Annotated in this window: 11 protein-coding genes and 1 pseudogene; 10 read left to right on the forward strand and 2 right to left on the reverse strand. The window is 41.0% G+C overall.

What is annotated here, in order from left to right:
• Positions 1-42: 42 nt before the first annotated feature.
• From gcvT to gcvPB, 3 genes are read left to right on the forward strand one after another with little or no spacing between them, the layout of a single operon-like run.
• Complete coding sequence (gene gcvT / locus ACIQ0C_RS02205; protein WP_402835018.1) at positions 43-1,149, forward strand: glycine cleavage system aminomethyltransferase GcvT; 1,107 nt, start codon at positions 43-45, stop codon at positions 1,147-1,149.
• Between the two features lie 17 nt (positions 1,150-1,166).
• Positions 1,167-2,513: an aminomethyl-transferring glycine dehydrogenase subunit GcvPA gene (gene gcvPA, locus ACIQ0C_RS02210; protein ID WP_402835017.1), complete on the forward strand. Its 1,347-nt coding sequence runs from the start codon at positions 1,167-1,169 to the stop codon at positions 2,511-2,513.
• Entirely contained in the window at positions 2,506-3,963 is a 1,458-nt protein-coding gene (gene gcvPB / locus ACIQ0C_RS02215; protein ID WP_403056496.1) for an aminomethyl-transferring glycine dehydrogenase subunit GcvPB, read from the forward strand. The genes gcvPA and gcvPB overlap by 8 nt, the downstream gene beginning before the upstream one ends.
• 139 nt (positions 3,964-4,102) lie before the next feature.
• On the opposite strand, the gene ACIQ0C_RS02220 is transcribed toward gcvPB, so the two are convergent.
• Complete coding sequence (locus ACIQ0C_RS02220; RefSeq protein WP_076365383.1) at positions 4,103-4,486, reverse strand: rhodanese-like domain-containing protein; 384 nt, start codon at positions 4,484-4,486, stop codon at positions 4,103-4,105.
• 202 nt (positions 4,487-4,688) lie between these two features.
• Between ACIQ0C_RS02220 and ACIQ0C_RS02225 the strand changes: the two genes are divergently transcribed.
• Together ACIQ0C_RS02225 and ACIQ0C_RS02230 are read left to right on the forward strand one after the other, a co-directional pair.
• The gene (locus ACIQ0C_RS02225; protein WP_402835016.1) at positions 4,689-5,525 is read left to right on the forward strand and encodes a lipoate--protein ligase family protein; all 837 of its coding nucleotides are present in this window, start codon (positions 4,689-4,691) and stop codon (positions 5,523-5,525) included.
• A gap of 388 nt (positions 5,526-5,913) precedes the next feature.
• A complete protein-coding gene (locus tag ACIQ0C_RS02230) occupies positions 5,914-8,484 on the forward strand; it encodes a vitamin B12-dependent ribonucleotide reductase (RefSeq protein WP_403056499.1) in 2,571 nt (856 codons plus the stop codon).
• Positions 8,485-8,634: 150 nt separating this feature from the next.
• On the opposite strand, the gene ACIQ0C_RS02235 is transcribed toward ACIQ0C_RS02230, so the two are convergent.
• The gene (locus ACIQ0C_RS02235) at positions 8,635-8,820 is read right to left on the reverse strand and encodes a hypothetical protein (RefSeq protein ID WP_402835014.1); all 186 of its coding nucleotides are present in this window, start codon (positions 8,818-8,820) and stop codon (positions 8,635-8,637) included.
• Positions 8,821-8,957: 137 nt separating this feature from the next.
• Here ACIQ0C_RS02235 and splB point away from each other — a divergent pair, with 137 nt between their 5' ends.
• The 5 genes and pseudogenes from splB (at position 8,958) to ACIQ0C_RS02260 (ending at position 19,006) form a co-directional block, all read left to right on the forward strand.
• Positions 8,958-9,983: a spore photoproduct lyase gene (gene splB, locus ACIQ0C_RS02240; RefSeq protein WP_402835013.1), complete on the forward strand. Its 1,026-nt coding sequence runs from the start codon at positions 8,958-8,960 to the stop codon at positions 9,981-9,983.
• 84 nt (positions 9,984-10,067) lie between these two features.
• Positions 10,068-10,949, forward strand: coding sequence for a patatin-like phospholipase family protein (locus tag ACIQ0C_RS02245; RefSeq protein ID WP_402835012.1), 882 nt, complete (start codon positions 10,068-10,070; stop codon positions 10,947-10,949).
• A gap of 1,191 nt (positions 10,950-12,140) precedes the next feature.
• A pseudogene (locus ACIQ0C_RS02250) lies at positions 12,141-13,085 on the forward strand (M9 family metallopeptidase N-terminal domain-containing protein); the annotation flags it as partial.
• 99 nt (positions 13,086-13,184) lie between these two features.
• Positions 13,185-14,432: an MFS transporter gene (locus ACIQ0C_RS02255; RefSeq protein ID WP_403057097.1), complete on the forward strand. Its 1,248-nt coding sequence runs from the start codon at positions 13,185-13,187 to the stop codon at positions 14,430-14,432.
• Positions 14,433-14,446: 14 nt separating this feature from the next.
• The gene (locus ACIQ0C_RS02260; protein ID WP_403056502.1) at positions 14,447-19,006 is read left to right on the forward strand and encodes an amino acid adenylation domain-containing protein; all 4,560 of its coding nucleotides are present in this window, start codon (positions 14,447-14,449) and stop codon (positions 19,004-19,006) included.
• The last annotated feature ends 1 nt before the right edge of the window (position 19,007 follow it).

Genomic DNA, 19,007 nt, shown 5'->3' on the forward strand with positions numbered 1-19,007 from the left:
ATGAAGCCAATTAAATTAAAAAAATCTGAAGGGGGTCATTTTTTGACCAATTTAAAAAGAACACCACTATTTGAGGTTTATCGTGAATACGGAGGTAAAACGATTGATTTTGGCGGCTGGGAACTTCCTGTCCAATTTTCGGGTATAAAGGACGAACATGAAGCCGTACGAACAAAAGCGGGGTTATTCGATGTTTCCCATATGGGGGAAGTCGATGTTAAGGGTCCTGGAAGCCTTTCCTTTTTACAGAAGATGCTGACCAATGATATCTCAAAGCTTCAACTGGGCGGTGCCCAATATACCGCCATGTGTTATGAAAACGGAGGCACGGTTGATGATCTAATCGTGTATAAAAGGGCTGAGGACGACTATCTGCTCGTGGTCAATGCGGCGAATACAGAAAAAGATTTCAATTGGCTGCAAGCTAATTTAGCGGAAGATGTCCAAATTACGAATGTATCGAGTGACTATACACAGCTGGCACTTCAAGGACCAGCTGCAGAGAAGATATTACAAAAACTATCGGGAAATACTGACTTAAGCGAAATTGGATTTTTCAAGTTCAAGGAAAATGTCATGATTAACGGTATCTCCACGCTGGTATCCCGTACTGGATACACTGGTGAAGATGGTTTTGAGATATATAGCGACAGTAAAAATGGCCCTGCCCTTTGGAAGGCGATTATGGATGCCGGAAAGGAAGAGGGGGTTCAGCCGATAGGTTTAGGTGCTCGTGATACTCTGCGTTTTGAAGCGAAACTGCCGCTATATGGGCAGGAGCTTTCAGCGGACATCACCCCGATAGAAGCCGGGATTGGTTTTGCAGTAAAAGTGGATAAGGAAGCTGATTTTTTCGGGAAAGCCGTACTTGCTGAGCAAAAGGAGAAAGGAGCTCCCCGCAAACTTGTGGGAATTGAAATGATTGACCGTGGCATTCCACGTCATGGGTATAAGGTCTACAGCGGTGATAAAGTCATTGGCGAGGTCACGACCGGTACCCAATCACCAACATTGAAGAAAAACGTTGGATTGGTACTTATCGATAAGGAATTTTCGGTGCTGGATGCGGAAGTCGAAGTGGAAATCCGTTCCAAACGTTTGAAAGCCGTTATAATACAAACACCTTTTTATAAAAAACCACGTAAATAGAGGGGAATGGTCATTAGATGAAACATCGTTATTTACCCATGACAGAGCAAGATAAACAAGAAATGCTGGAAGCGATAGGGGTATCCACTGCGGAAGAACTTTTCAATGATATCCCTGAAAGCGTTCGTTTTCAAGGAGAATACGATATCAAGCCTGCTAAATCTGAACCTGCGTTAATGAAAGAATTATCAAGGCTTGCTGCCAAGAATGCTGACCTTAAAAACTATGCTTCCTTCCTTGGTGCGGGTGTCTATGACCATTACGCTCCGGTCATCGTCGATCATGTTCTTTCCCGTTCTGAGTTTTATACGGCTTATACACCCTATCAGCCTGAAATTTCACAGGGCGAGCTTCAAGCAATCTTTGAATATCAAACGATGATCTGTGAATTGACGGGCATGGATGTGGCTAACTCCTCCATGTATGACGGCGGGACGGCGCTGGCTGAAGCAGCGATGCTTGCTTCAGGACAGACACGGCGGAAGAAGATTCTCATTTCAGGAACCGTACATCCTGAATCAAGAGAAGTCGTGAAGACCTATGCGAAAGGGCAACGCGTGGAAGTGATCGAAATTCCTTATAAAGACGGTGTGACGGATTTAGCTGCTTTAAGGGAATTGGCGAATGATGACATTGCAGGAGTGATCGTGCAATATCCGAACTTTTTTGGCCGGATCGAGCCATTGAAAGAAATGGAAGAAATCATTCATGGCGTCAAGTCAATGTTTATCGTTTCCAGTAATCCGCTTGCATTGGGAGCTTTGACATCCCCTGGTGCACTCGGTGCGGATATCGTAACGGGGGATGCTCAGCCATTCGGCATTCCAGCGGCATTCGGTGGACCTCATTGTGGATATTTTGCCGTTACTAATAAACTTGTTCGGAAAGTTCCGGGCCGACTCGTAGGTCAAACTGTGGATGAAAATGGAAAACGGGGGTTTGTACTGACGCTTCAAGCTCGTGAACAGCACATTCGCCGTGACAAAGCCACATCCAACATATGTTCCAATCAAGCTTTGAATGCCTTGGCAGCTTCTGTTGCAATGACCGCACTTGGGAAAAAGGGTGTCAAAGAAATGGCCGTGCAAAATATCCAAAAAGCGCATTACGCGAAAAAAGCAATTATGGCAAAAGGGGTGGAAGTGATATTCGAAGGTCCTTCGTTTAATGAATTTGTCATTAAACTGCCTGCTCCGTTTTCAGAAATCAATAAAACCCTTTTTGAAAAAGGGATGATTGGGGGCTTCGATTTAGGGACGGTTTATCCTGAATTGAAAGACCATATGCTTGTTGCGGTAACTGAACTAAGAACAAAAGAAGAAATTGATGCACTTGCGCAGGAATTGGGGGATCAACATGAATAATCAAGATCAATCACTCATTTTTGAAATCAGTACTTCCGGTCGAATCGGTTACAGTCTGCCAGAAATGGATGTTGCAACTATTCCGCTCGAAGAAATTCTTCCTGCCGACTACATCCGTGAAGAAGAGGCAGAGCTTCCTGAGGTGTCCGAACTGGATATCATGCGTCACTATACAGCACTTTCCAAACGGAATCATGGGGTGGATTCGGGTTTTTATCCGCTGGGTTCGTGCACGATGAAATATAATCCGAAAATAAATGAAAATGTGGCACGCTTCAACGGTTTTGCCCATATCCATCCGTATCAAGATCCCGCTACTGTACAAGGAGCATTGGGACTATTATTTGATTTGCAGGAACACTTAACGGAAATCACCGGAATGGACCAAGTGACATTACAGCCTGCAGCAGGTGCTCACGGTGAATGGACAGGATTGATGATGATTCGCGCTTTTCACGAAGCGAATGGCGATACAGAACGGACGAAAGTGATTGTACCTGATTCGGCACATGGTACAAATCCTGCCTCTGCCACTGTTGCCGGACTTGAAACGATTACAGTGAAGTCCGATGAAAATGGATTAGTAGACCTTGAAGATTTAAAGCGTGTTGTCGGTCCGGATACGGCGGCCTTGATGCTGACGAACCCCAATACATTGGGATTGTTTGAAGAAAACATTTTGGAAATGGCACAACTTGTCCATGACGCAGGTGGAAAGCTTTATTATGATGGAGCGAATCTGAATGCAGTCCTATCAAAAGCACGGCCGGGTGACATGGGCTTTGATGTTGTTCACTTAAATCTCCATAAAACATTCACAGGTCCTCATGGCGGCGGCGGCCCGGGTTCTGGTCCTGTAGGTGTGAAGTCGGACTTGATCCCTTACTTGCCTAAACCTCTTGTAGTCAAACAAGGTGAGCAATTCGTTCTTGATTATAATCGTCCGCAATCCATTGGCAGGGTAAAACCTTATTATGGTAATTTCGGGATAAACGTGAGGGCATATACGTACATTCGTTCAATGGGTCCTGATGGCCTTAAAGCTGTCACCGAAAATGCGGTCATCAATGCCAATTATATGATGCGCAGGTTGGAACCTTATTTTGACTTACCATATAATCGTCATTGTAAGCACGAATTCGTATTAAGCGGACGCCGCCAAAAGAAATTGGGGGTAAGGACTCTCGATATAGCTAAAAGATTGCTGGATTTCGGGTATCATCCTCCAACCATTTACTTCCCGTTGAACGTGGAAGAAGGAATGATGATAGAACCGACTGAAACCGAGTCAAAAGAAACGTTGGATGCATTCATCGATGCGATGATCCAGATTGCCAAGGAAGCGGAAGAAACCCCGGAAATCGTTCAGGAAGCTCCGCATACAACCGTTATAAAGCGGCTTGATGAAACTCTTGCTGCAAGAAAACCTATTTTACGTTATCAAGCCTAGACTAGAAGCTTAACCGAAAAAAATCCCTGCCTGCCGGCGGGGATTTTTCATGTTTATGTAAGATTTCATTAAAGTACAACATGGAACATTCTTTTACTTGAGCTATTGAATTAAAAAGAGCCCATGCGGAGATGGGGTCTTATTTCTTTGCTTTGATTTTCCCGGTCCACATTTTGAAACCGCCCTTTAGGTGAAAAAGTTCCCTGTAGCCTTTTTTGTATAGCATGGCTGCTGCTCTGCCGCTGATGATTTCACTTTGAGCGTACAAATATACAGGCTTGTCCGGCCTAATTTCGACCAAGCGGGTTTTCATTTGAGTCATAGGGATGTTTCTTGCGCCTAAGATATGACCATTATCGAAATCATTCGGTTCCCGCACATCGATTAGCTGCACTTTTCTGTAGTTAGCGATAAATTCGTCCTGTGTTAGTGTTTTGACGATTTTACGCTGGCGGTACCAATTAAAAAGTGAATACGCAATAACCACTCCTAAGATGATGAGCAGTGTATATAATATTTCCAAACATAAAACTCCCTTCTACCTTAACGAATACAGACAATCTTTATTATATAATTGCTTTACCCAATAATCAAAAAGAATTTTCATCAAAATTCTTCATGACTTGATAGCACTTTCTTTTTTAGAGTGTTAAAGTCTGTTAAACTACTACATGTGAGTTTTTTGTGGGGGATTGAAAAACAGTCTATTGAAACGAGGGGTAAAGATGACTAAAGAAAAATGGGGTTTTATAGATTCGGGGTATTGTTCACCGGCTTTTAACATGGCGCTGGACGAAGCGCTGTTAAACTGGCAAAGCAAAGGGGAAATTCCGCCAATCATACGCTTTTACGGCTGGGATCCAGCGACATTGTCGATCGGTTATTTTCAAAAGGCAGAAGCCGAAATTGATATGGAAGAGGTCAAAAGGCAGGGCCTTGGTTTTGTTCGCAGGCCAACAGGAGGACGAGCGGTACTCCACGAGCATGAATTGACTTATAGCGTAATCGTTCCAGAATCCTATCCGGGAATGCCAACTACCGTTACTGAAGCATATCGTGTCATTTCTGAAGGGATATTAATGGGGTTCAGGAATCTGGGATTGGATGCTTATTTTGCCGTGCCTCGAAGCGATCAGGAAAAAGCGGCGTTAAAATCGCCCAGGTCTTCCGTTTGTTTTGATGCTCCAAGCTGGTATGAACTGGTCGTTGAGGGCAGGAAGGTCGCTGGCAGCGCTCAAACCAGGCAAAAAGGCGTCATCCTTCAGCACGGGTCCATTTTGCTTGAACTTGATGATGATAAGCTCTTTAGCGTATTTAAATTCTCAAATGACAGGGTTAAAGAAAGAATGCAAAAAAACCTAAAAAACAAAGCTGTGGCCATAAATGACATTGCCGGGAGAAAGATTACCATCCCTGAAGCGAAAGAAGCTTTTGAAAAAGGTTTTGCCGAAGGACTTTCGATTGATTTAGAGCCATACGTCCTCACCGAAAAGCAATTGCTGGAAGTGAAGGCCATTGCAGAAAGCAAATATGAAAGCGATGAATGGAATTTCATGAGATAGAGGAAGCATAATTAGAGTGGATAATAAAAAAGTTTTTTCAGATTTGTTTGACCAAATAACACATCCCTTGCAGGGATAAGCCCTGAAAGGGATGGGGAAAAAGCAAGGTCCAAATTAATTGAAATCTGATGAAAAAATATCGTAAATCGACATTTTCCTCCCTTTTGCTAACTATATTAATTGATTTAACGTTTGACAAAATTAAAAGTTATTCAAAATAAACACAATATATAGTAGTTGAAATATTTAATGCGACACTATATATTGATTTTTGAGTTTCGCTATGATAAATTTAGGGTACTTGTTAAGCGAAACGGACATGTAAGGTTACATAAGGATTTTTGCGGCAGCAAGAACGGATCTTGAAACATATAAAGGAGAGGGAATTATGTCGGTTGTAATAAAAGAAGCTTTAAAGGTTGATCTAGAAAGGTTGAATAAGGATATTTCTTTATTTCCCCAGGTTCACCCTGTAACTGCTGATATGAAAATGGCGCATAAGGGAGTGTCCCGTCTAGTCATGCTTGACCGCTATTCTTTTAAGGATACTGAAAAAATCACACTCTCGGCAGGCGATTTCGTCGTGTTGACGATTAAGGAAGATCCGAAATTCCCGGCAAGGGGTCTCGGTTACATCGTTGAGATTGATTGGGAAACCAAAAAAGCCAAGGTATTGGTGGATGAAGAATTCCGTGGCGTATTGGATAATCCGGAGGAAATGGAGACGGGAATTGTAAACCGTCCGCTGGATATAATCGAAAAGCCGCTTGAAATATACTATGAACAAATTGCGAAACGTAATGCAACGGGATTGGCATCAGTGGAAACCACGGAAGAAAAAAGGACGGAATGGTTCAATAAATTCTATGAGGAATTAAAGAACCTTAATTTCGTTCCGGCAGGCCGAGTATTATACGGTGCGGGTTCCAATACGGATGTTACTTATTTCAATTGCTATGTAATGCCATTCGTACCGGATTCACGCGAAGGTATTTCAGAACATAGGAAACAAGTGATGGAAATCATGAGCCGCGGCGGCGGAGTGGGTACGAACGGATCGACACTTCGTCCAAGAAACACTCTGGCAAAAGGGGTAAATGGAAAATCCTCGGGTTCAGTGTCATGGCTTGACGATATTGCAAAACTGACGCATCTTGTTGAACAGGGCGGTAGCAGACGAGGCGCGCAAATGATCATGCTTGCTGATTGGCATCCTGATATTGCAGAGTTCATCATTTCCAAAATGCAAAATCCAAGGATCCTGCGTTACCTAGTGGAAAACACTAAAGATGAAGCCATCAAGAAATATGCGACGGATAAATTGAAATTCACGCCGCACACGGAACAGGAAACGGCTATGTATCAAGGGATCATCAATTATAAGGAGATTCCTGGCCAAGGTGGGTTTAGCGAGAAAATCATTAGGGATGCGGAGGAAAAGATCCGTACAGGTGGAACGTACAGTGTCCATAATTCAGATTTCCTGACCGGAGCCAATATCTCTATTTGCCTGACTAAGGAATTTATGGAAGCAGCGGAACAAGATGCGGAATATGAATTGCGTTTTCCTGATGTTGAAAGCTATAATGCCGAAGAAATGGCCATTTACAATGAAGAATGGCATAATGTCGGTGATGTTCGCGAATGGGAGAAAATGGGTCATAAAGTCCGTGTTTACCGTAAAATCCGCGCTAAAGAGCTTTGGAACTTAATAAACATTTGTGCAACATATTCTGCCGAACCAGGGATTTTCTTTATCGATAATGCTAATGAAATGACGAATGCCAAAGCATATGGTCAACAGGTCGTTGCCACGAACCCTTGTGGAGAACAGCCATTGGCCCCATATTCAGTATGTAACCTTGCGGCTGTCAATCTGGCTGAAATGGCTGATAAAGATAGTAAAACGGTTAATTTCGAGAAACTTAAGCAGACAGTTGAAGTCGGTGTGCGCATGCAGGACAATGTCATTGACGCAACTCCTTATTTCTTGGATGAAAACAAAAAACAGGCACTGGGAGAGCGACGGGTTGGACTTGGTGTAATGGGTCTGCATGACCTGTTGATCTACTGTGAAACGGAATATGGCTCTGAAGAAGGAAATATCCTTGTGGACAAGGTGTTTGAAACGATTGCGACTACAGCTTACAGGGCTTCCGTGGAGCTTGCTAAAGAAAAAGGCAGTTTCCCGTTCCTGATCGGGTCAACGGACAAAGAAACCAAAGAGCTTAGAACACGTTTCACACAAACCGGATTTATGGAAAAAATGCCGGAAGATATCAGGGAAAGTGTTGCTGCACATGGGATCCGTAACTCTCATTTATTGACAGTGGCTCCTACGGGAAGCACAGGAACGATGGTTGGGGTATCAACAGGTCTTGAACCATATTTCTCCTTCACGTATTTCCGCAGCGGCCGTCTTGGTAAATTCATTGAAGTTAAGGCTGACATTGTACAGGAATACTTGGACCGCCATCCAGAAGCCGATACAGAAGAGCTTCCAAAATGGTTCATTTCCGCTATGGAATTAGCTCCGGAAGCACATGCTGATGTTCAATGCATCATTCAACGCTGGATTGACAGCTCAATCAGCAAAACGGTCAATGCTCCAAAAGGATATACTGTCGAACAAGTTGAAAAGGTATATGAACGTCTATACAAAGGCGGAGCAAAAGGCGGTACGGTATATGTGGATGGCAGTCGTGACAGTCAGGTCCTTACGCTCAAAGCGGAAGAAAACCAAATGGACGAGCAGCTTGAAATGGATGAATTGACAGATGTGGAAGAAAAGAAAAAAGTTGTATTGGTCGATACGATAAATGAGCTGCGTTCGACGAATGTTACGATTGGTTCGGAAGTGGGTAACACTTGCCCGGTATGCCGTAAAGGTGAAGTCCAGGAAATGGGCGGATGCAATACTTGCACGAATTGCGGAGCGCAATTGAAATGCGGGCTATAAGCTGATCGAAAGGAAGTCGTTAAGTATGCTGCAAAGCTATCTTAACGGCTTTTTTTAGAGTCATAAATGCAGGGTAGTGACAGTCTGTTCAATTAAATACCAATAGAGAAGACCGAATCATCGTAAATTCGGTCTTCTTTTCGTGTTCAATCAACCATTTTCATTTTGCTGCCCTATTTCCTTTTCGGCTAGATATTGGTTGCCATCTTTTAATACCGAAAATTTATCGACCGAGTCTCCAGGTATATTCCTTGGATTTGGAAATTTATTATCCGTTTGGACGGTGATCGTTTGTTTCCCCATTCCATTTGTCAAGAATTCTCGTTTATTAGTCATATCGCATCTCCTTCATTTTGAATTTCCAAGTAAAAACAATCATGAGGATAAAAGAATAAAGAAAAACTATCCTTATGAATTAGATTGTGTAGTTCGATTGAAAGTATGAACAAATCGAAAAAAGAATGGAGATCGAAATGAAACCATTTATGCCACAGTTAGTATATATCGAGCCCAGGGCACTGGAATACCCGCTCGGTCGGGAATTGAAAAAGAATTTCGAAGGTTTGAACATTGAAATCCGTGAGACCACATCGCATAACCAAATTAGGGATCTTCCTGGAGAAAATGATCTTCAAAAATATCGTGTCGCCAAATCGACTCTCGTGGTAGGTATCAGAAAAACATTGAAATTCGATTCTTCAAAGCCATCTGCTGAATATGCCATCCCTCTTGCTACAGGGTGCATGGGGCATTGTCACTATTGTTATTTACAGACGACACTCGGATCAAAGCCCTATATTCGGACATATGTGAATCTTGACGAGATTTTCGAGGCAGCCGAAAAATATATAAATGAGAGAAAGCCTGAAATTACTCGTTTTGAGGCAGCCTGTACATCGGACATCGTCGGAATTGATCATTTGACACATTCGTTAAAAAGGGCCATAGAGTATTTTGGGAAAAGTGAATATGGGGTTCTAAGGTTCGTCACTAAATTCCATCATGTCGACCATCTGTTGGATGCTGAACATAATGGAAAAACGAGATTTCGCTTCAGTATAAATTCACGTTATGTGATCAAGAATTTCGAACCCGGGACTTCAAGCTTCGAAGAACGGATGGAAGCGGCACGAAAAGTGGCAGGTGCCGGATATCCCCTTGGTTTTATCGTTGCTCCAATATACCGTCATGAAGAATGGAAGGAGGGCTACCATGAATTATTCGAACGGTTGAGTGAGGCTTTAAAAGGGGTGGATATCCCTGACTTGACTTTCGAATTAATCCAGCATCGGTTTACTGGTCCAGCAAAAAAAGTGATTCAAAAAAACTACCCGAAAACAAAATTGGAACTGGATGAAACGAAGCGTAAATATAAATGGGGCCGATATGGAATTGGTAAATATGTTTATCAAAAAGAAGAAGCCGCAGAACTGGAAACGACCATTCGTGGGTATATTGCGGAATTCTTCCCGAAAGCGGAAATTCAGTATTTTACCTGAATCAAGGCAAATTCTTCTTAAAACTGTCATAAATCGCTCTAATCCTGCTTAGAAATGTAAAGACCGGATTAGGGGAGGGCAGCTATGATTATTGACGGCGTTTTTTCCGGAGGCGGGATTAAAGGCTATGGTTTAGTGGGAGCCCTGCAGGAATTAGAAGAAAAGGGATTTGTATTCCATCGAACAGCAGGTACAAGTGCAGGATCCATCATTGCAGCTTTCGTAGCAGCTGGGTACACGGGAAAAGAAATGGAAAAGCTTTTTCTTGATATAGATTTAAGCGGCCTGCTGGATAAAAGGCGTGGTCTTTTGCCTATCCCATTTGCCAAATGGCTCCTTTTATACTGGAAACTGGGCCTTTATAAAGGCAACGCTTTGGAAGCCTGGGTCGCCGGTAAACTTGCCGAAAGGAATGTAATCACCTTTAAGGATGTTCGACCGAAATCACTCCGTATCATAACCTCTGACATTTCAAATGGGAAATTGGTCGTACTGCCTGATGATTTACCGAATTATGGAATAGATCCGGGCGCTTTTCCAGTGGCAAAGGCAGTAAGAATGAGTTGTAGCATTCCTTATTTCTTTGAGCCAGTCAAACTTAATGTAGGAAAAAGCAAGTTCCTTTTTGTTGATGGAGGTGTGTTAAGCAATTTTCCAATGTGGTTATTCAATTCAGATCATGTAAGAAAGGAAAGACCGGTCATTGGCTTGCGGTTAAGCGTCGATGAGATATGGAAACCCCATGAGGTAGATAATGCGGTTGAATTGTTCTCCGCACTATTCAAAACGATGAAAGATGCCCACGATGCACGGTATATTTCCAAGAAACACGTCCATAACATTGTATTTATCCCGATGAAGGGAATTTCTGCAATGGATTTCAACTTGAATGATGAAAAAAAGGGTGAATTGATCAATAGGGGCAGGCAGTGCACGAAAGAATTCCTTAAAAAATGGACTTATTAAAAATCGGGCTCTTAAAAAGAAGCCCGATTCAGACCGTAGACAAACTCGATAAAATCGAGTTTGTCTACGGTCTTGTTTGTTTAAAATAGAAGTTGAATCGTCTGCACTTAACTCACTACAGATAAGTGTAGATGATTCAAGGGGGGAAAGGTGCAGATAGAATTAGCCGATATACACCATGCACCTTAAGTCGTATCCTTCTTCAAAAACAATTTAGATCATAATAAAAGCGGGTTTATTCTTAAAGAGTTTTTTTGCCCCCTCAGAATTAGAGCAGCTATAAGAAGAAAACAAATGATTGTGGCGATAGTCGATGGTCAAGTAGTAGGAGCTTTTCGATTTTACAGAAAAAAACATCCAATAGCATTTCGCTATATCAATTTGCTTTAAATGAGGTTTTTCGGGGGCAAGGGTTGTTAAAAAAGATGTTAAAAACTATAAATAACTTACCAATCCTAGCGTTATGTCCGATCGAATCAAAATTAATGAATACTTTTACACGTCAGGTTGGCATCTACAGAACAAAATGCAGAGGCTTTTAACGACTAAAAAACTTTGGGAAAGTATCATTATGAGGGATTAAACCATTAGGCATATGCTATCTCTTCTTCAACTATTACTTTACATGAAGAAGCCAACTAAAAAGTCGGTGTTCCTTAACGTACAGGAAACAACCACCTTTTTTAGGTTTAAATTCGTTTAGCGTATGTTTTCCGAGTTTTGTTGGCTGGACCACAATTAACCGTATTGATCAACAATCTAAGATGCGGTTTAATAAACGTAACTTTTTGAGAATCCAGAACAAAAGCAACTGTCTAGCAGAAAAACTTTTATCAGACAAGTCAACACCTTGTATGGAATGATTGTTCTCATATCTACTCCCCATTTACTTGCTGACCAAAGCTCTGCTTCCATGTCGTTTTTCTTAGTAGGTTCAAATTAGCTCCACGGAACTCAGTGTTTGTAAGGTTAGCTTACTCATTCTCTTACAAAATAGAACATAGAGGGGTACTGATTTGGTCTAAATTGTGTCTAAGAGTTCAAATTATATAAGAAAATTTTAACAAATATGGCATTTTATATTGTTTTTATTACATAATATGTTATTTTCAGAAGAGCAATATAGTACCAGAGGAGAGCTTGTTATGAAAAAAAATAAAATTCAATCAAGTGTTAATTGGGATTAGTACAATGGCACTATCATTAGGAGGGTTACAAGAAGAAATAGCAACAGATAAAACGCCTTATAATGTATTACAAATGAAACCTGATGGCATAGAAATACCAAAAGATGAAATTGTACATTCTTCAAAGGCTGATGAAACCTTATCATTTGAAAAATGATTAAAATAGCAGATTTTTCACAACGCCCAGCTCCAATTATTAAACGCGCTGAAACGAAGCAATTGCAGCAACAGTACTCGATAGCAGAGCTTAAGAATGAGTGATAGTGAGCTAATTGATACGCTTGGTAATATTCACTGGAATCAAATTACAGACATATTCCAATTCAGTGAGGAAACAAAAGTTTTATCAAAATAAAGAGCGCATGCAACTTATCATCAATGAATTAGGGAAAAAAGGAAGTACCTTTACGAAAGATGATTCAAAGAGAATCGAAACAATTGTTGAGGTATAACGTTCTGCTTTTTATATAGGATTTTATAATAACGAACTATGCTATTTAAATGAGAGAAGCTTCCACGATAAGTGTTTATCGGCATTAAAGGAAATGGCTAAGAACCCAAACTTTAAACAAGGTAACAGGTCAGCAAGATAAAGTGGTAGCTTCTTAAGGGAAATTAATTGGCAATGCTTCTATTGATGCTGAAATAGTACAGTATGCGACGAAGATTTTTAAAACGGTATAGTGAAAATCTCTCTACATATGAAAGCGATCGTTTAAAAGGACAAGCTATATATGATTTAATGCAAGGGATTGATTATGACATACAGTCCTATTTGCAAGAAACAGGTAAAGAAGCTAATACGACGATGTGGTATGGAAAGATTGATGCCTTCATAAACGAGGTTAGTAAAATTGCCCTCATACATAATGTGACAGATGAAAATGGTTGGTTAATTAATAATGGCATTTATTATGCAGGACGTTTAGGCGGACTCCATAGTAATCCAGCGAGTCAGCTATATCACACGAGCTTTGAAGATAACTGGCTAGAGAGTTGGAATGACCTATCGTTGTTCTTTTTTAGTAAATTTAAGGAGCTCGTTTTTATGAAAACTACCGACTCAAAAGGGCTATGGGGAAATACAATTTATTTACAGGTTTTTTCTGCGTATTCACTGCTTATGCTCGGAGTATTTATTGACATGTTAGCCATTATGACCATTGTTGCTTTTGAATGGGAAGTAGACCCCACCATGATTGGATTGATTCCCGTTGCGTATGCACTACCTGGAATTTTATTTAGTTCATGGGCAGGTGTGATTGCTGATCGCTTTAGAAAAATTCCAATTATGATGTTTTGTAATCTTATGGTTGGTCTATTAACAATTGTTCTTTTATTTGTCCAAAATATTCATTGGCTTTTGTTAGTATTAATGATTCGTTCCATTTTTACCGTTTTCTATTATCCTGCACAGCAAACATTAACACGAAAGATTGTTTCCCCTGATCTGCTTACCAAAGCGGTAAGTATCAATGGGATAGTTGAGCAAGGAACCAAAATAGTGGGTCCACTTATAGGAGGAATGTTACTGGGCTGGTTCCAGCCAGATTTTTGTCTGGTTATAAGGGCAATATGCTGTTTTCTAGCTGCTTTGGTTCTGTTGCCGACATTAAGGTTAAAGGAATCTCTGTCAAGAGAACAGGTAGAAAAGCAACAGCAAAGTACTTGGACTGCTTGGTTACAAGCTTGGGTTTATGTATTATCCAATCGGATGATATTATCAACCATGATTTTCTTTACAATAGCTATGGCAGTATTACAATTAGTAGACTCACAGTTCCCTACTTTATTTAAGAGCTTGTTCCCAAATGATAAGAGTAAAATGGGATACATCATTTCTATTATTGGTATTGGGGGAATAATTGGTGCATTCTTAACTCAGAAATTGAAACATTTTCAATATGGTTGGGTATTATGTGGAGGCATCGCTTTAATGGGAATTGGCTTTGGTGGGATTGGTCTGATAAGTCCCGGTACATCCCTCATTTTTGGCTATCTGATTAGTTTTATTGCTGGTTTTGGAAGTGGACTTATGCTTGTATCCAATCAAGTCATTTTGCAAATAGAATCTCATCAAGAACAGGTCGGAAGAGTATTTGGGATTCAAAGCAGTTTAGCAAATGCAGTCCTCATCATTTCTCCTGCTATGAGCGGACCACTGGTTCACATTTTCGGAGTAACTCAACTCTATTTTTATGTGGGTATTGGGCTCCTCATTATTGGAGTAATTGGGGTCTTATTACAAAAATATTTTTGGGTTAAACACGAACCCATAAGTGTAAATCATCTTTGAAGGGAGAATTTTTTATGTCCAACGAGGAGTGTTATCCTTTAAGTCATCCACAGAGGAGAATATGGTATACAGAATTTATTAATTCAGGTAAAGGGATATGTAATCTGAAATTCTTGTTCAAGATCAATCGAAAAATGAATTATTCGATATTAAATCGAGCCGTGAATCGTGTCATCAGTGAAAATGATGGTCTGTGTATCAGGCTGAAAGAAAATAGGCACCAGGAACCTGAGCAATATTTTGTTAAACATCAAGAACGAGAATTTGACTTCTTCGACCTCAGTTCCGTGAGAGATTCCGATTTGCTGGAAAAATGGATTGAGCAGAAGGCGCAAGAGACGTTTACGTTATTTGATTCTGAATTATACTATTTTGCTTTAATAAAAATAAGCGATAATGAGTGTGCCGTCTTTGGCAATGTTCACCACATTATCATGGATGGTTTATCAATCCAAATTTGGACTAGTCAGATTGCTAAATATTATCATGAGTTTCATAGTGAGAAAGATATGAACATCCCTAGGAACTCATATGTTGAGTTTCTAGTCAATGAACAGACGTACTTGAACAGCAGTCGTTTTCAAAAAGATCAAAGCTTCTGGTTAGAGGAATTCAAAACACTTCCATCCGTAACGGGATTGAAACCCTATAATGCTTACCAAGTCAGTACGAGAGCATCACGTGAGACGTTCGAATTATCTGAATATTCAAAGAGGGGGTTAGAAGAATTTTCTGATCATTACGGATTTAGTATATATACTCTTTTTGTTGCTGCGCTTTCGTTGTCGATGTATCGTTGGACCTCGTCGCTTGATATTGCCTTGGGAATGGCTTATGGCAATCGTATGACTAAAATGGAGCGGGAATTAATTGGAATGATGGTGAGTACAGTTCCTCTGAGAATGGATATCGATCCTGATGAAGAAGTACTCTCATTTATTGGTCGAGTGTCGAGGAAGCAACGTAAAGTATTAAGACATCAGAAATATCCATTTGATTTGTTATTAAAGCAGATGAATCAAGAGAATAACAGTAATGTTCGACTTTTTGGAACTACGATCGATTATAGAGAGCGTGGTGAAAGTGGTGACTCTCTTTGGATTCCAAATCGTGAAGAAGTACAAGATTTTGCAGTGCATATCGAAAACTTGACTGATATAGACTCCTTGCAAGTACATATTGATTATCGTGAAGAATTATTTTCCAAAGAAGAGATGATTCGCTTTTTTAACACCATGCTAGCATTAATGGAAAACACATTTAAAAATCCGAAACAGAAGGTTGCTGAGATTGAAATCCTTTCAGAAGTGGATAAAAGAAAAAGTTTAGTAGAGTTCAATGATCCTAAGCTTGACTTTCCACCTCAAGCAACCATTCATGAGCTGTTTGAGCAGCAAGCGACGATTCATCCCAATGCCATTGCAGTTATGTATGAAAAGGAGAGGCTTACCTATAGGGAGCTTAATGAACGTGCGAATCAATTAGCTCACTATCTGCAGAAAAAAGGAGTAGGACCCGATTCGTTGGTTGGACTTTGTGTTGAACGTTCTCCTGAAATGGTTGTAGGTATTTTGGGAATTCTGAAGGCTGGCGGAGCTTATGTTCCACTAGATCCAACATATCCAGAGCAGCGACTTCAGTATATTTTAGAGGACGCTAGCATTCAGTTGGTCGTAACGCAAGAAAGTTTAAAAGGATCGAAATGGTTACCAGAGAATATCAAATCGATTTGTCTTGATCGAAATCAAGTTGAAATTGAGAAAGAAAGTACTGCTTTACCGATTTCTGATGTTAGTCCTCAACACCTCGCTTACGTGATTTATACTTCAGGATCAACAGGGAATCCGAAGGGAGTTATGGTAGAGCATCACAATGTGATTCGTTTATTTAAATCAACGGAATGCTGGTATCAGTTTGATGAAAAAGATACTTGGACGCTTTTCCATTCTTATGCGTTTGACTTCTCGGTATGGGAAATTTGGGGGGCATTGCTCTATGGTGGTAGATTGGTCGTTGTTCCTTACTGGATCAGTCGATCGCCCAAGGATTTCTATCAACTGTTAGTAAAGGAAGAGGTTACGGTTCTTAATCAGACACCATCCGCATTCCGACAATTGATACAGGTGTGTGAACAAGAAGATGAGAATAAAAACTTGAATCTGCGCTATGTCATATTTGGTGGGGAAGCACTCGATCCTACCAGCTTGCTACCATGGTTTCAAAGATATGGAGAGCAGAAGCCACAGCTAATCAATATGTATGGAATTACAGAAACTACCGTTCATGTTACTTATTATCCAATTACCCAAGATGATGTGCAGCATTCTTTAAAAAGTAATATCGGAAAGCGGATTCCAGATTTAGAAGTGTATGTGCTAGACGCTTGTCAACAGCCTGTGCCTATTGGCGTAACTGGGGAACTATATATTGGTGGAGCAGGACTCGTACGTGGGTATTTAAACAGACCCGAATTGACAGCAGAACGTTTTATTCCTCATCTATTCAGTAGTGATCCGGCAGCGCGATTATATCGGACAGGAGACTTAGCGAGATACTTGCCTGACGGAAATCTGGATTATCTTGGGCGAATTGATCACCAGGTGAAGATCCGTGGTTTCCGAATTGAACTCGGGGAAATTGAATCTGCTTTACACGCGCATACATCCATAAAAGAGGCTGTTGTAATCGTACGAGAAGATCAGCCAGGTGATAAACGATTAGTGGCATATGTCGTGGGTGATGGGAATGTAGGTGCATGGAGAGATTATCTCAAGGCGGAACTACCAAGCTATATGGTTCCTTCAGAATTTGTGATGATGGAAGCCATTCCACTAACTGCTAACGGTAAAGTTGATCGTGAGGCCTTACATGTACCAGGGGAGAGGAAAATCGAAAGTGAATGTGTTGCCCCCCGGAATAGTAACGAAGAAACACTGGCTACCATTTGGAAACAAATATTAGGGATTAAAAAGGTGGGAATCCATGATAACTTCTTTGAAATTGGTGGAGACTCGATTCTCAGCATTCAAATCATATCAGGAGCGAGTCAATTGGGCTTAAAACTTACACCCAAGCAAATGTTTGATCACCCAACGATTGCCGAGTTGGCACAAGTAGTCAAAGAAGATCAGGGAGTGCAAGCGGAGCAGGGTGTTGTGACGGGAGAGGTACCGCTCACCCCGATCCAGTACTGGTTCTTCGAGCAAGATCATCCGCATCCACAACATTGGAATCAGTCGATGCTTTTGAGAGTAAGAGAGAGATTGAATGTGGAGTTACTAGAGGAAGCGCTATTAAACTTACTCAAGCATCATGACGCCTTACGTTTCCGATATGGACAATTGCCCAATGGAACCTGGAAGCAGAGAAATGAGGGGATTGATGAACAGTCTGTACTTCGTGTGATAAAGCGAAACGATGCTGATCAACAAGCGTGGAATCAAGTGATACAAGATGAGATGGATATCACTCAAGCCAGTTTCAATTTACTTACAGGTCCATTGATGAGAGTAGTGTACTTCGATGGCGGTTCGAATGGGAACGATCGATTATTCTGGACGATTCATCATTTAGTAGTAGATGGGGTATCATGGCGAATTCTATTGGAAGATTTACAGGCCGTATACAACCAGATAGAACAAGGTCAGAAAGTTCGGTTACCTGCGAAAAGTACATCCTTTAAAGAATGGTCGGAACGACTACAGGCATACAGTGAGTCAGATATTTCAAAAGAAGTACAAGATTATTGGCATGAACAGGCAGCAAAACAAGTGATGACGATTCCGATGGACTATCCTATACAGGAAACGACAGAAGCATCGACTGATCAAGTGACGGTGACGTTGGGAGCAGAAGAGACCCATGCGTTGTTACAAGAAGTTCCGGCGACTTATAAAACACGGATTAACGAGGTACTAATGACGGCATTAGTACAAGCTATAGCCGACTGTACAAATCAGCATAAGCTTTCTGTTCACTTGGAAGGACATGGGAGAGAAGAGATGATCGAAGGCGTTGACCTATCGCGGACAGTGGGTTGGTTCACAAGTATTTATCCGGTTCACTTTGATCTTCAAGGAACAACGACACCTATTGAGGGATTAAAGGCTGTGAAAGATCAATTGCGTCGAATTCCGAATCATGGCATTGATTATGGTATTTTACTTTACTTGAGCAGAGAATTGCTTCCGATCTATCAGCAGCAAAAACCATCGATAAGCTTTAACTATTTGGGACAATTTGATCAAGTGTTTTCCAAAGAATCTTTGTTTATGCAGGAGAAAGGATTTACACGCTTAGACCATGCTCCAGAATCGAAACCATCTCACCCGATTGATGTTGTCGGTATGGTAAAAGATGAGGAGCTACATTTTGTTTGGATGTATAGTAGAGAACAGTTTTCCAGATTGACAATTCAAGCGATAGCAAAGGGCATGTTAAATCAGCTTCGACTCCTGTTAAATCCACCAACGACAGAGTCTGCTTTTACAGTATCTGACTTTGCTGATGCAGAGGCACTTACGGAAGATAGCTTGAGTAAAGTATTACTTAAATTAACAAAGAAGAGGGTGTAAC

This window comes from Peribacillus sp. NPDC096448 (genome assembly GCF_044762675.1).
Taxonomy (GTDB): domain Bacteria; phylum Bacillota; class Bacilli; order Bacillales; family DSM-1321; genus Peribacillus; species Peribacillus frigoritolerans_B.

Coding starts and splice junctions, on each gene's coding strand:
- ACIQ0C_RS02230 (WP_403056499.1), top strand. CDS start 5,914: ATGTCGGTTGTAATAAAAGAAGCTTTAAAGGTTGATCTAGAAAGGTTG.
- splB (WP_402835013.1), top strand. CDS start 8,958: ATGAAACCATTTATGCCACAGTTAGTATATATCGAGCCCAGGGCACTG.
- ACIQ0C_RS02225 (WP_402835016.1), top strand. CDS start 4,689: ATGACTAAAGAAAAATGGGGTTTTATAGATTCGGGGTATTGTTCACCG.
- ACIQ0C_RS02235 (WP_402835014.1), bottom strand. CDS start 8,820: ATGACTAATAAACGAGAATTCTTGACAAATGGAATGGGGAAACAAACG.
- gcvPA (WP_402835017.1), top strand. CDS start 1,167: ATGAAACATCGTTATTTACCCATGACAGAGCAAGATAAACAAGAAATG.
- ACIQ0C_RS02260 (WP_403056502.1), top strand. CDS start 14,447: ATGTCCAACGAGGAGTGTTATCCTTTAAGTCATCCACAGAGGAGAATA.
- ACIQ0C_RS02255 (WP_403057097.1), top strand. CDS start 13,185: ATGAAAACTACCGACTCAAAAGGGCTATGGGGAAATACAATTTATTTA.
- gcvPB (WP_403056496.1), top strand. CDS start 2,506: ATGAATAATCAAGATCAATCACTCATTTTTGAAATCAGTACTTCCGGT.
- ACIQ0C_RS02245 (WP_402835012.1), top strand. CDS start 10,068: ATGATTATTGACGGCGTTTTTTCCGGAGGCGGGATTAAAGGCTATGGT.